At 60.5% G+C, this 13,407-nt stretch carries 10 protein-coding genes and 1 pseudogene; 7 read left to right on the top strand and 4 right to left on the bottom strand.

Features of this window, described 5'->3' with window-relative positions; all coding sequences use genetic code 11:
• Positions 1 to 373 precede the first annotated feature (373 nt).
• A complete protein-coding gene (locus tag IVB50_RS41890) occupies positions 374 to 997 on the top strand; it encodes a molecular chaperone TorD family protein (protein ID WP_247300603.1) in 624 nt (207 codons plus the stop codon).
• A gap of 280 nt (positions 998 to 1,277) precedes the next feature.
• Here the strand turns inward: IVB50_RS41890 and IVB50_RS41885 are convergent, their stop codons facing one another.
• The gene (locus IVB50_RS41885) at positions 1,278 to 2,888 is read right to left on the bottom strand and encodes an OprO/OprP family phosphate-selective porin (RefSeq protein ID WP_247300602.1); all 1,611 of its coding nucleotides are present in this window, start codon (positions 2,886 to 2,888) and stop codon (positions 1,278 to 1,280) included.
• A gap of 457 nt (positions 2,889 to 3,345) precedes the next feature.
• Here IVB50_RS41885 and msrB point away from each other — a divergent pair, with 457 nt between their 5' ends.
• The 5 genes from msrB to IVB50_RS41860 all read left to right on the top strand — a co-directional run bounded on the left by msrB (position 3,346) and on the right by IVB50_RS41860 (position 9,269).
• Positions 3,346 to 3,798 (top strand): peptide-methionine (R)-S-oxide reductase MsrB, encoded by a 453-nt coding sequence (gene msrB, locus IVB50_RS41880; protein ID WP_247300601.1) that lies wholly within the window; start codon positions 3,346 to 3,348, stop codon positions 3,796 to 3,798.
• A 2-nt stretch (positions 3,799 to 3,800) separates the two neighbouring features.
• Complete coding sequence (gene msrA / locus IVB50_RS41875) at positions 3,801 to 4,313, top strand: peptide-methionine (S)-S-oxide reductase MsrA (RefSeq protein ID WP_247300600.1); 513 nt, start codon at positions 3,801 to 3,803, stop codon at positions 4,311 to 4,313.
• Positions 4,314 to 4,326: 13 nt separating this feature from the next.
• Entirely contained in the window at positions 4,327 to 5,607 is a 1,281-nt protein-coding gene (locus IVB50_RS41870) for a lactonase family protein (protein WP_247300599.1), read from the top strand.
• A gap of 489 nt (positions 5,608 to 6,096) precedes the next feature.
• Positions 6,097 to 6,498, top strand: a complete 402-nt coding sequence (locus IVB50_RS41865) for a hypothetical protein (protein ID WP_247300598.1) — start codon at positions 6,097 to 6,099, stop codon at positions 6,496 to 6,498.
• Positions 6,499 to 7,622: 1,124 nt separating this feature from the next.
• On the top strand, positions 7,623 to 9,269 hold the full coding sequence (locus IVB50_RS41860; protein ID WP_247300597.1) for a winged helix-turn-helix domain-containing protein: 1,647 nt from the start codon (positions 7,623 to 7,625) through the stop codon (positions 9,267 to 9,269).
• Positions 9,270 to 9,743: 474 nt separating this feature from the next.
• Here the strand turns inward: IVB50_RS41860 and IVB50_RS41855 are convergent.
• A pseudogene (locus IVB50_RS41855) lies at positions 9,744 to 9,868 on the bottom strand (DUF3606 domain-containing protein).
• A gap of 391 nt (positions 9,869 to 10,259) precedes the next feature.
• Here IVB50_RS41855 and IVB50_RS41850 point away from each other — a divergent pair.
• A complete protein-coding gene (locus IVB50_RS41850; RefSeq protein WP_247300596.1) occupies positions 10,260 to 10,850 on the top strand; it encodes a hypothetical protein in 591 nt (196 codons plus the stop codon).
• A gap of 243 nt (positions 10,851 to 11,093) precedes the next feature.
• On the opposite strand, the gene istB is transcribed toward IVB50_RS41850, so the two are convergent.
• Positions 11,094 to 11,837 carry an IS21-like element helper ATPase IstB gene (istB, locus tag IVB50_RS41845; protein ID WP_247300595.1) on the bottom strand — a complete coding sequence of 248 codons (744 nt, stop codon included), beginning with the start codon at positions 11,835 to 11,837 and terminating at the stop codon, positions 11,094 to 11,096.
• A gap of 15 nt (positions 11,838 to 11,852) precedes the next feature.
• Positions 11,853 to 13,391 (bottom strand): IS21 family transposase, encoded by a 1,539-nt coding sequence (gene istA / locus IVB50_RS41840; RefSeq protein WP_247300594.1) that lies wholly within the window; start codon positions 13,389 to 13,391, stop codon positions 11,853 to 11,855.
• Between the last annotated feature and the right edge of the window lie 16 nt (positions 13,392 to 13,407).

Raw genomic sequence — 13,407 nt, 5'->3', positions numbered from 1 at the left:
ATAATCTGCTCTTCCGTAAACCTGGCTCGCTTCATTTGTCCGTCCTTCAGAAGGCCGGACTCTAACTTCAACTGGAGGAAATCGGCAGGGGCAGGTCAAGCGGACCGAGCGCAATCAACCACCTAATTGCCACTAGCATCGAGCACCGTGAAGCTACGCCCGATCATGCAGAATGTTTCGGTGACCCGCCCTACTTGGCGTCAGATCAACCGCTCCAGAAGGCGGAGATCGGTGCTTCGGCGATCGCTGGCATCCAAAGCAAGTCGGAGAAAACCCGAGGTGCCGGGAACCAGCTCCCTCTAAAATCCTCTCCTACGCGGCCGAAGCATGGCAGTGCACTGCCAAGATGACCCAGCACTCGGATCACGACTCGATGGCGAAACAGGTACTGTCCGAACCAGAAATTGACGAATTAGACATCGCGCGTGCGCGCGAGTACGCCCTGCTGGCCACTCTTCTCTCCAAGAGTCCAAGCGCGGCGCTGTTGTCTGGTCTGATCCGACTGCGGGGCAACACCACGATGATGGGGCGAGCTCACTCGGCATTGGCCGATGCAGCTTCCGAATCAGGCTTCGAGGGGGTCGCACGCGAGTATTTTTCCTTATTCGCGGGCTTGAGCGAGGAGGGGCTATGGCCGTATGCCTCACATTACTTGACCGATACTGTGTATGGACGTCCATTGGTCCGGCTGCGGGAGACACTCCGGGCTTTTGAGATCGAGAAAGCTCCTGACAGAACCGAGCCGGAGGACCACATTGGTTTCCTGTTTGAGGTCATGGCAGGCTTGACCGGGGCTGAGATTCCGCAATCACCCGGCGCTGACCGACTCTTTTTCGAAAAGCATATCGCGCCCTGGGCGAGACAGTTCTTCGTCGACCTTGAAAGTTCAAGCATCTCCGCCTTCTATCGAGCTGTCGGTGTCTTGGGACGAACCTTCATCGAGGTCGAAACAGAAGCATTCGGGCTCGCAAGCCCGGCTAACCAACCATTCCTATGACGCATGCAATCCAGCGGAGAGTTCTCGAAGATGCGTGCTTTTTCTCTTGCTTGTCTCATGCTGGTGCTTATCGCCGCTTCGTCCGCCGTCGTTCTCCTGGGGTATGTCCAGAATTCATCGACGAATGCATTTGCCGAGCCGAGTGCGAGGGTCGATTAGAGTGCGCCAGCGTGGCCAATCCGATGTAGGACATCACCTCTCACGAGCTTCCCGGCACGAAGCTGGGAGAGATGTCTCTCCTAGATCGCGATAACGCGCTCGGGCAATCTCGCGAGATCTCTCAAAAGGCGAACTGCGTGCGCATTGCGACCGCTTCGAACTTCGAGCCGACATCGGCGGTCGAGACCGGCGAGGCTTGTCTCGACACCGTGCCATGCAGATAGTCGAGCATGAAGCGGACGTTGCCATTGACGTACCAGTTGAGCGCCAGCGTGTAGACCGTCTGCCGGCCGCCGGCGATCCCGGTCGCCGTTCCCAGCTGATTGTTGAGGTCCATCGTCGAGAAACGTCCCGCGATTTCCCACGCCCCCCAGCCGCCACCGTCGAGCGAGAACGGATGCGCCGGCTTGACGCCGTTATAAGCTGCATTCGCCGCATTATAGGTCCGGCCCTCGCCGGTCAGCACGTAACCGGCTTGGGCGTAGCCGCCCTGGAATTTCAGGCTCGAGGCGCCGACCAGCGGCACGCCGGTGTTGGCGGTGCGATCGACATTGTACCAGAAATACTCGCCCTGGACGATCAGCGGTCCATAGGTCGCCGCCGCCTCGACGCTGTAAACCTGCGCGCCGGACGCATTGGCGATCGCGCCGGTCGAGATCAGGGTCGTTGGATCAACCCGCAGTTCCGGTCGGTCGCTGAGCGTCACGCTTTGGGTGTTGGCGATCAGATTGCGCGGCGGCTGGATCAGCCACTGCGCATCGGCGCCGATATGTACTGAGTAGTCCTCGCCGCTGACCGGATTGCCGGCGATGCGCGCCACGGCGCCATACTGCTCGCTCGTGCCGGCGGGGGCCGCGCTGGAGGCGGAATGGATCGCACCAGTCGAGGGCCCGGTGACATAGCCGCCGATCCACAACTGGTCGTTGAACCAGCGCGCACCGGCCGCGGAGCGGAAGTCGCCGGCGGCGATGTTGGTCGCGATCACGCCGGGCGAGGCGCGCTCCATGAACATGATGTCGTTGGAACTCGTGGCTTCGTCCATGGTGTAGGGCAGGTCCATGATGCCGGCCTCGATCGCCATCCGGCCGCCGAACGGCTTTAAGCCGGTGTAGCTGAGATAGGCATTCTCGACGCCGGACACGCCACCGCCGGGCAGCGATCCTGGCGCGGCGCCGCCAAAACCGTCGGACGAGCCGCCGAAGTCGTAGACCAGCGCGAAGTTCCAGTCGTTGAAGAACTTGCCGGTGACGCCGATGCGCGCGCGACGGACGTTCTCGCCGCTGTCGAGCTTCTGCGGCACGGTTGCGGCGGTGTTGGGGCGATAATCATAGCCGCCGACATCCCAGTGCACGCGGCTGGTGATGCCGACGCAGTTTGCCCCATCGGCGGTGCAGATGGTCGGCCGGTTGTTCGGCATGGTCACGACGACACCGGACGCAGGCGCCAGTCCCTTGACGGGGATCGCCGCGTTCGCATTGGCGACCACGGCTTTCGCCTCCGACCGCGCGTCGGTCTTAGCCTCGGCCTTTGCTTCAGCTCTGGCCTTGGCCGTGGCCACAGCGTTCGCGGCGGTCTGGCTCTGGAGCTTGTCGAGCTTCTGCTCCAGCATCTTCAACTGCTGCTTGAGCAGCGCGATCTCCTGCTCGCTGCTCGCCGATTGGGCCTGGGCCTGCGAGGCAGCCAGCGAACTAGCGAGACCTAGTGCGGCAAATGCATATCTTTTCCCAAGCACGTCAAACATCCTCCCAGGTTATAGTCGTAATCATTGACCCATCGACCGCGTTTAGCTTCGCATGGCTACTGCCAGTTGGGCAATGCAGTATTAGGAAAGCGGCGCGCATCCAACCGCCTTTTCTGACGCTGCTCTAGGTCGCGCGTGATCGATCAGCGCTTCGCCGCGGAAACAAGGCATCCCAGCACAAAGTAAATCAGCATCAACGGAAATACGAACAGACCTTTCCCGCGAAACTGGCGAGACTCGAATAAGGCGCCGTCGCCTCATCTACCATTCACGACGGCGTAGCCGAGGAATTATCGAACGTATTCCAGAAGGGAATTGGAAGTTTGCCGCGGCTCGTCACAGCATGGACGGGAGTTTCCGAAGTCAATGACCCAATTCGAGTCTGCGAAATACGATTGTCGCAGATTTCTATGATTGGGTCTTTGCAGAACAAAAAGGAGCACGGCGAATGCCGACCTACAGGAAGAACCCCGAAGCGGTCTCGAAGTTGACTCCCGAGCAGTACCGCGTCACGCAGACTGACGGGACCGAGCGTCCCTTCGCCAATGAATACTGGGACAATAAGGAGCCTGGTCTCTACGTCGACGTAGTTTCCGGCGAGCCGCTCTTTGCGTCCTTCGACAAGTTCGACAGCGGAACGGGATGGCCGAGTTTCACGCGGCCCTTAGAGGCCGCAAATGTCGCCGAGAACGTTGACAGCTCGCATGGCATGACGCGGACCGAGGTTCGGTCCAAGCACGGCGACAGCCATCTTGGCCACATCTTCTCAGATGGGCCGCGAGACAAGGGCGGGTTGAGGTACTGTATAAATTCGGCCTCGTTGAGGTTTATCCACCGCGACCAACTAGAAAGCGAGGGATACGGCAAGTACTCAACGCTGTTCTCAAAGCAGGAGGCCTGACGATGGCAGCGACTACAGAGCGCGTGGTCCTGGCAGGAGGTTGCTTCTGGGGAATGCAGCAGCTGCTCAGGCGCCTGCCCGGTGTCGTCTCGACGCGGGTCGGCTACTCGGGCGGCGACGTCAAGAACGCCACGTATCGCGACCACGGAACGCACGCCGAAGCGCTCGAGATCGTATTCGACCCGAGTCAGACGAGCTTCCGAGAGTTGCTCGAGTTCTTCTTCCAGATCCACGACCCGACGACGCTCAACCGGCAGGGAAACGACCGAGGCACAAGCTACAGGTCGGCGATTTTCTACACGACCGAGGAGCAGCGCCGCGTCGCCGAGGATACCATCGCCGACGTCGAGGCGTCAGGGCTGTGGCCGGGCAAGGTTGTGACCGAGATATCACCCGCCGGGGATTTCTGGGAGGCCGAGCCCGAGCACCAGGATTACCTGGAACGGCATCCGAACGGCTACACCTGCCATTTCGTCCGGCCCCAGTGGAAGTTGCCGGTCAGAACTCGGGCCTAAGGAGATTAACTATATGACCCGTCCGCGATCGTCGAAGCTCTTCCTTATACCTCTCGTGCTGCTTCTGTTCAGGACTCTCGGAATAGAAGCACGCGCTTCTGAGCTTGTAGGTCATGTCTACGTGCAGACCAACGAAACCCAGAACCGCATCATGCACTTCGGTCGCAACTCGGATGGGCAACTAAAACTACTCGAGAGTATCCCTACCGGGGGCGCTGGGTCTGGCGTCTTCAAGCCGATCAGCGGCCAAAAGAGTGCGCCCAACGCATTCGAGGGCGCTGGCAGCGTGATCCTGGCCGAATCCAGCACTCTGCTGTTCACGACGAACGGCGGCGACAACAGCGTGACGAGCTTCCGCGTGAGTCCAGACGGCAAGCTGACGCTGATCGATCGACAACCGACTGGCGAGTCCGTAATGGGGCGTAGCGGAACGGCGAAGTCGCTCGCCTACCGCTCCCAAAGTCGAACTCTATACGTGCTCCATGCCTTCGGCCCCAACCACCTCCGGTCATACACGGTTGCTGAGGACGGCAAGCTGAAGCTGCGCCCGGAGCGCGCTTCGGTAAATACCGCGACAAAGACCGATCGGGTGTCGACACAAGCTGTCCTGTCGCCCGACGGCAGGTTCCTGCTGGTCGATATTCTTTTCGACGCTCGTCCAGCCGTCAATCCGGACGGGTCGCCAAATCTGGTTGTGGCGAACGCCCCCGATCCAGACGGGCTCGTGATATTCCCGGTGGGCGACGACGGCGCACTCGGTGAGGCTTCCTTCGCTAATGCCGGCGGCGCGGGGCCATTCTACATCGCCTTCCTCAACCGGAGCCGCGATACTTTCCTGAACGGTTTGGCGGTAGGAGACGGCGTGCTAGTGAGCCGCATTAATGGCGAGGGTCGCGTGACCGACGGTCCGTTGGCCCCGATCAATACCGCGCTCGGGAAGCCATCTGAGCTCTGCTGGCTGCAGGTAACATCTGATAACTCGCTGGTGCTCGCGACCAACTTCGGCTACGGAACGGTCTCAACCTACCGTCTTGTAGACGGCCGATTGAGCCTTCTTCAGGATCCGGCCAACAAAGCGATACCGGGCGACGGTACCTTCCGCGCTGTGAACGGGCTCGTCAGCAGCGGACCGAGCGACAGCTGGTTGACTCCCGACGACCAGTACTTCTACCAGATCTTTGGAAATGCCAAGGTACTTGTCAGCTACCGCCTCGACAAGACGAGCGGCAGACTGACGGAGATTGGTCGAAACCCGATTCCCTACAACAGCACCCAGGGCCTCGCGGGATTCTAAACATCTACCGACGGAGCGCGGTCGACCAGGCAAGATCCAGCTAATCCACTGTGATGCGTCTGGCGACGCGCTCTCGGCCCTTTGCAGCCTTGTCGCGCAAATCAGTCAATCGCAAGATGCAGTCGCACGGTTGGACGCTCGACCTCGTCGAGCTTAGCGATCTCCTCGTTCGGTTTGGCCGCAAATGGAGTCACTTAGCGCACTGTTAAGGAAAGCCGACAATCCTTATCAGTCCAGAACAGTCTCTCCAGTTCGGATCGTTGCAGTCTTCAGGAGCGGATGGCGTCAATCGCATGGGCTTTCAGGACGCAACGCTGGCCGCGATTATGATGGCTAACAGCCAACTGATCACGCTCGTCTCTATCAACATGATGGAGTGAACGCGCTCAATCCCGCACAGTCAAAAAGAACCCGCCGCAAAGCTTAATTTCAGCGCGGGGCTGAGGACTCAAGGCAACTCTTGCGTCTGCAGTCGGTCCTATCGGCGAAATGCCAGTAAACCAAGCCGAAAAGCAACAACTGGCGGCGAAGCAGAGTATCGAAAAGGTGCCTATGAGCGGAGAGGCCAAGGTCTTGTTCGACATGCTGCGATCAAAACTTTTATGGATCGATACTGACGTCATTGAACTCGCCGAGGCTAAATCTATAAGCTATCATGCTCCAAATTTCTTTCTCGAGGTTCTACCGCGCCGCTACCGGTTGAGCCTGTTACTGGGTCTTGATTTCGATGAGCTGGAAGATCCGCACAGCATTGCTCAGGATGCAACGCGATGGAAGTTCCTGGTGAACGCCAGCCATGAGGGTGGTGTCCTGTTGAATGTTCGCAACGCTAGTGAGATCGAAGACGCTCTCCCCCTTGTTCGGCAGGCACATGCAGCCTCAGAGGACTGACATGGTGAATAGAGTGTATCCGAACGACCTGCATAACATCCTCCTTCGTGCAGTTGACGCTTGAGATTCCAACGCGGCAAGGGCGGGGTCCATACCATTGGCTCTGGGTCGGCAAGATCTTCATTGCGGCGTTGCTCGGAGCTGCCATGTGTTCGGCCTTTTTTGTGCGGTACTCATGACGATCGGCCATAATGCCGTTCGCGGATCAGGTCCCGATCAGAAGCAGGCATTCCAAGATGCCATCGCCCAAGTGGGTCGTCTTGATCGCCGGATCGACCGGGCGCTGCATTAGTGCTGTTCGCCCTCCAATCGTTACGTCACAGCCGTATGACCGGCAGTAATCTCCTTTCGCAGCAAGGCCGGCGGGTTCCTGCGAGGTTCGTTCCTGGCTATCATCGCCCACGCCATCGTGGCGAGCTTATTGTCGAGTGCGAGGGCTGGAACCTTGGGTGAGGTGCCGCGCCAACAAACGCAGCGAGCCAAGGCCTGCCCGGAACGATACGAGATCCGCGATTCAGGAGGCCGTACACGAGGCCGAGCGATCGTGTCGCGCGAGATGGCGTAGCCGGAAAAGCGGAATTTTGATCGGGATGCAAAGCCATAGTCATGTGAATCTCCATCACTTCTAAAATTTATCTCGGGATGCGTGCGCTTCAGAGTCGTCGGCCGCTGCCTAGCCGTGCTGCCGCCCAAGCGATCAGCTGGTCGAGCGGACTGTAGCGAGTTGATCTCTGGACGAGGTGCGAACTCTCGGCTCGCCACTGCTGCCGCGTCACCGCATGCTTGGCCTGTTCGGCTATTGCCGCCGCGATCGCCTCGTTTGTTGCCCGCCTTAGCCGAGCGGCCACGACCAGAACGCGCCGTGATAGCGAAGGCTCCGGCTCGAAACGAAGGACAAGCAACGACGATCCGGGTCGGGTTGGTCGCTTCACGGGGCAGAATTTGCCCGAAGCACGGGTGTAGTTTTGAGGTGGGCCGGTCATATGGCTTCTCCTGTTGAACGCTATTTCATCGGTCTGTAGATTGTTGTTGTCCGAACTGCTTGGCGGACTCCTTGAGGAAACTCTTATTTTTCGTTTGCTCGAGGAATCGTTGACCGCCCGGCAGCTTGAGGGGCAATGGTAATGAAATACCGGTTCGCGGAATTCGAGATCGATCTCGGGCAGCATGAATTGCGCCGGCGCGGCTCGCCCGTTCATGCCGAGCCGCAGGTTTTCGACCTCATCGTTCATCTCGTGCGCAACCACGACCGGGTCGTCAGCAAGGATGAGCTGATCGAGAACATCTGGAACGGCCGGATCATCTCGGAAGCCGCGTTTTCGAGCCGCATCAACGGCGCCAGACGCGTGCTCGGCGACAGCGGCACCGAACAACAATTCATCAAGACCTTGCATCGCCGCGGCTTCCGCTTCGTGGGAGATGTCGAAGAAGTCCCGAGCTCGGACGTGGATGCTGTCAAGCTCGTACCTGGAGAGGCGGCCGGCCCGGAACGTGGTCCGCCGAGTACTTCCGTTCACACTGAGATTTCGCAGCTGGACGACGTCGTTTCGGAGGCCGTCAAAGCCGAGGCGATCACCCGACCATCCATCGCCGTGCTCCCGTTCCAAAACATATCGAACGATCCCGAAAACGAATACTTCAGCTATGGGCTCACTGAAGACATCATCCGGCTGCTCGCCCGAAACCGATGGCTTTCCGTGATCTCCCGCCATTCCACGATCGGCTTCCTGGGCGGCACAATCGACGCTCGCGAAGTGGGCGCGCAACTTGGTGCGACCTACGTCATGTCGGGAAGCGTGCGAAAGAGCGACGGCTCGGTGCGTATCGCCGCGGAGCTCGCGAGAGCCGCGGACGGACAGCAGCTCTGGTCCGAAAAGTACGAATTTCAGCTGCTGAACATCTTCGACATTCAGGACGAAATGGCGCGACAGATCGCCGCTACGATCGAGCCCGAGCTATCGAAAGTGGAACAGCAGCTGGCGGCCCGCAAGCCACCGGAGAGCCTGGACGCTTGGGATTGCTACCAGCGCGGACTCTGGAATTTGTGGCGTTTCACGACGCCTGGTTTCGACAGAGCGGAAGAATACTTTCAGCGGTCGATCGCCGCCGATCCGACTTTCGCGAGAGGACACGGCGCGCTCAGCTACGTCAACATTCAACGCTCACTCTACGATGCGCCCGAAGCCCGGGGGGCTCGGCTAAAAACCGCTTTGCATCAAGCCCAAACCGCCGTATCTCTCGACGAGCTCGATTGCTTCTGCCATTGCGCGCTCGGACGCGCGCTATGCCTCACGCGGCAGAACGAAGAGGCGTCCGCGGCAATCGGCCTGTCATTGGAACTCAATCCCAGCTTCGCACAAGGCTATTTCGCGCAAGGCTTCAATCTCCTGTGGTGCGGGCGCGAGATCGAAGCGGAAACGCTGCTGGACCAGGCCACGATATTAAGTCCACGCGACAGCCACCTGTGGAGCTTCCACCACACGCGTTCGTGGGCACACTTCTCGCTTGGAGAGTACGACATCGCTGCGGAGTTCGCCCGCAGAGCGGCGCGCCAATCGAACGCCACGTATCGAGCCTATGCAACCTTGGCCGCTTCGCTCGGACGCCTCGGTGACCACGCGCAGGCAAGCGCCGCTGTGGCAGAATTGATGAAGCGCAAGAGCGGTTACACAACAGGAACCGCGGGACGAGAGCTCTTCTTCTGTAGGGACCCCCGGTTCTTGAACGAATACACCGATGGATTGCGTTCGGCCGGCGTTCGCGACGACTGATCGTTGCGCATTGCGTTGCGGCCCGGGGACGCGCCCGATGTCCTCAACTTCCCCAGGTCGAACGCCATGCTATTCGCCCCCCGCACGATCGATCAAGTTGACGGATGCCCCGGCAGATCACGCCTTACAAGTGGGTGCATCCGACCGAGGAGCGCCAAGGTGCGACCGAGGGCGAAGTGTGCCATTGAATGGCCGATGAAGCGGCTCAATGGCGGCGCTTTTCCACGTCTACGGTCCGAAATGACGTGGCTGGCATCCGGCTCTTCGATTCCGGCGTCTATGTCCGGCGACCTGTTGCAGGCGCACGGATCACCGGCACCATACTGGCAGCCGAGCTCTGCGCTCCCTGTCCGGTCCGGGTGGTTCTCGCAGACAAAGCCTAAGCCAAAGCAGATGGGACAGTTGGGATCGGCCATGGCATGAAAAAGCGCGCGGACCTTGCTCCAAAGATCGCAAGCATACCGCGCGCCTCGGTTACGCCGGCAATTCTTTGCGAACCGCGGCCGCCGAATTGCCTACCTGTCGACGGCCTTCCGCAGTTCGTCCCTGGAGACACCAAGCTTCTTGGTCCAATACTTGACCTCGAAGTCTTCATGCATGTTGATGCGGAATGTCAAAAGCCATGGAGTTGATTGTCGCAGGTTATGTGAGGGGCAAGGATCGGCGCGCTCTGGCGGACTTGCTCGCGCATCGGCGCAAGGTCCTGGGCGAGCTGCAGGCCGTCTCGGTATCGATCCGGCGAACGCCGTTCAAGCCGTTCAGGACGAACTTGCTATGATCGAAGCCGGCCTGGAAGAGCTTAAGCCGCCGCCTGGCTCATTGCCCGAGAACGAGTGGAGCTAGGCAGCCGGCCCAGACACGACCGCGGAGATTTTGAGATGGCCAGAGAAGGAGGCGTCCGAACTAGATCGTCGGCCGGATGCGGCAAAAGGCCGGGTCGGAGCACTAGCCGGAACCGCGAGTCGTGTGTATCGCGAGCAGGATTCGCAGATGCCTTATCTCGTTTGCGCCCGCGATGGTGCGGGGCAGATCATTTTGAAGAGAGACACCCGGGAGGCGGCCGAGAAGAAGGCCGCCGAACTCCGGGAGATGGGCTGCTTCGAGGCCGAAGTTATCGCGAAGCCCGAACAAAGCGGCTTGATCGCCCGTCATTCGGACCTATTCAGAAAACCCGCCCATCCCGTTGGCTGGGCCTCGACAGTGTTTTCCGAGAATGCCGATGATGCCAAACCTCACCAGTCCGGCTTGTGGGGTTTTCTTTTTGAACCTCTCATTCGATCGAACGACACGCTCAAGCGAGCGCGGATAAGATCCGCGCCTACGCCAAGGGCGAGGAACAGCCATCCTGCAAATTCGCTAGACCCTATCGCTCGCGCGAACCAGCCGTTGATTGCTACACCGACCGGCGCGAGGCAAAGAGCGGCCGTGTTGAGCAAGATGGGGAAGATCTGGCGCCGTAAAACCGCAGAGAAATACGGTTTGTGCCATCTCAGCTTACCAGCGGCAAGCTGCAGTACGACCGAGATTTCGTCCGAAGTTGCGCCACGATGCAATCACTCGTGCGCATTCCAGGGATGGTGATCAGGCGTTCCAGACGATGGTGATCACGGATTCCAGATGATGGCGATCACTGGAGACGAACACTACTGACGAGTTTATGTGTGCTGGAAACGGCCTCCTCGTCAAGGCTGGCGGGTTGGTCCGAAGATCGTTCCGGCGGTCCATGGGAGGGCCCCGTGCGCGGCGCGGAGTGCCCCCACGAGCGACGCAGCGACGCGCGCGGGAGGGGCCTGTGGGCCGGCGGGACGATCGTGCGCGAGGTGCTCACCGCCTTTTCTTTTCGCCGGCTTGGCGCCGCAGACTGTCGCCCTCGAGTTCGATGCGGTGCGCATTGTGAATGATGCGGTCCAATATCGCATCTCCGAGGGTGGGATCGGCAATGACGTCATGCCATTGGGACACGGGGACCTGACTTGTGATCAACAAGGACCCCTTGTCGTAACGATCATCGACGATCTCAAGCAGATCACGCCGCTGGTCGGCGGTGAGCGGTTCGGGTCCCCAGTCGTCGAGGATGAGGAGATTGACGCGCTCGAGGGCTGCGATCAGGCGCGCCAGACGGCCTTCGCCGCGCGCCTGGGCGAGATCGGCGAACAGGCGGGATGTTCGCTTGTAGAGGACGGAAAAGCCGTCGCGGCAGGCCTTGTTGCCGAGCGCGCAGGCAAGCCAGGACTTGCCGGTGCCGGTTGGGCCGACAATGACCAGGTGATTGCTGTCGCGGATCCATTGACAGGTGACGAGGTTCTGGAAGAGCGAACGATCGAGACCACGGGCGGTGCGATAATCAACGTTCTCGATGGTGGCGGCTTGACGGAGCTTGGCACTGGTCAAGCGGCGCGTGAGGCGGCGGTTGTCGCGGGCGGTGACCTCGCGATCGACGAGAAGGCCGAGCCAATCGGCGTGCGGCATCTCGGCCGCCTCGGGATTGTTCTGCAGTTCGACGCAGGTATCGGCCATGGCGGCGAGGCCAAGTGCGCGCAAGCGATCGACGGTGGGGTGAATGAGCATGCTGATCTCTCCTGATCAATTGTAATAGCTGCGGCCACGGATGTTGGTGTGGAAGAGGATGGGCGCCTCCTCGGCGGGAGGCGCGGTTCTGTCGGTGCCGTTCTTGAGGATGGCAGCGACCGATTTGTACGAGCGGGCATTGAGCAGCAGCGCCCGGGCACAAGCGGCATCGACGCGTTCCTGGCCGTAGCGCTTGACCAGCCCGAGAATGCCGATGGCCGAGCGGAAGCCCTGTTCCGGATGTGGCCGCGAGCGCAGGATGACGTTGATCAGCGTCTGGGCATCGGGACCGACTTTGGCGGCTTCCGAACGAATGCGCTCAAGGGTCCAGTCGCGATAGCGGCGATGTGAGCTCGGCATATGCTCGGGAATCGTGGTCGGGCGATGTGGCAAGGTGCTGCGCAGATGCGAGGCCACCCGCTTGCCGCGGAGAAATATCTCGACGGTCTTTTGGGTGATGCGGGCCTCAACCTCCTGATGAACGAGGTTGTGAGGGACGCTGTAGTAATGCTTGGCGATCTCGATGTGATAATCGAGGTTGACCCGGCAGCGCTTCCACTCGGCGTACTCGTACGGCTCATCCGGCAACGGGGTCAGCGCCGGACGATCGAGCTCCTCGAACAGGTCGCGGCGACTTCGTCCCCAGCTGCGCAACGGTCGATCGTTCAGGTCGACAAGGAGCGCGTGGATCACCTCATTAAGGGAGGCGAGTGAGAAGAAGCGGCGGTTGCGCAAGCGCGCCAGAATCCATCGCCCGACGATTTGGACCCCGACTTCGACCTTGGCTTTGTCCCTTGGCCGATACGGCCGCGCCGGAACGATAGCGGTGCGGTAATGGCGAGCGAGATCGGCATAAGTCCGGTTGACCATCGGTTCGTGAAAGCAGGCCCGGGTGATGCCGGCCTTGAGATTGTCGCTCACCGTCTGGCGGGCCACGCCGCCGAAATAGGCAAATGCGCGGACGTGGGAGGCGATCCAGTCCGGCAGGCTTTGGCTGAGACTGGCCTCGGCGTAGGTGTAGTTCGAGGCGCCGAGCACGGCGACGAAGATCTGCGCGCTGCGCACCTCGCCGGTGAGCCCGTCAACCACCTCCATGGTGTGGCCGGAATAGTCGACGAACAGCTTCTCGCCGGCGACGTGGAGCTGGCGCAGGGTCGGCTTGAGGCGGCCGGCCCACTCCTTGTAGCGTTCGCAGAACCACGCATAACTGAAGCAGTCGGAGTTTGCGTCGCAATACTCCTCCCACAGCAGCATCAGCGTGACGTTCGGGCGCCGCAGCTCGCGATGCACGAGCGCCCAGTCTGGATGCGGACGCTCGTCGCTGGGCCGATCAGAAGGCGGCGGAAACAGGCGGTTCTCGAGCTGGACGTCGCCATCCAGCTCCGGCGGCAGCGGCCAGGTCAGACCGGCGCGGCGAGCTCGGTTGAGGTACTTGCTGACCGTGCCCTGGGCCAAGCCGAGGCTGCGGGCAACAGCGCGTTGCGACATGCCGACGCTGTAATGTAGGCGTAGAACTTCGCGGATGTGGCGCATGGACAGTCTCTCTGTCGGCATCTCGATCCTCTGCGGT

The organism is Bradyrhizobium sp. 87 (genome assembly GCF_023073015.1).
GTDB lineage: Bacteria > Pseudomonadota > Alphaproteobacteria > Rhizobiales > Xanthobacteraceae > Bradyrhizobium > Bradyrhizobium canariense_D.
Note: the sequence above shows the minus strand (reverse complement) of the source record. Positions and strands in the feature narration are given on the sequence as shown.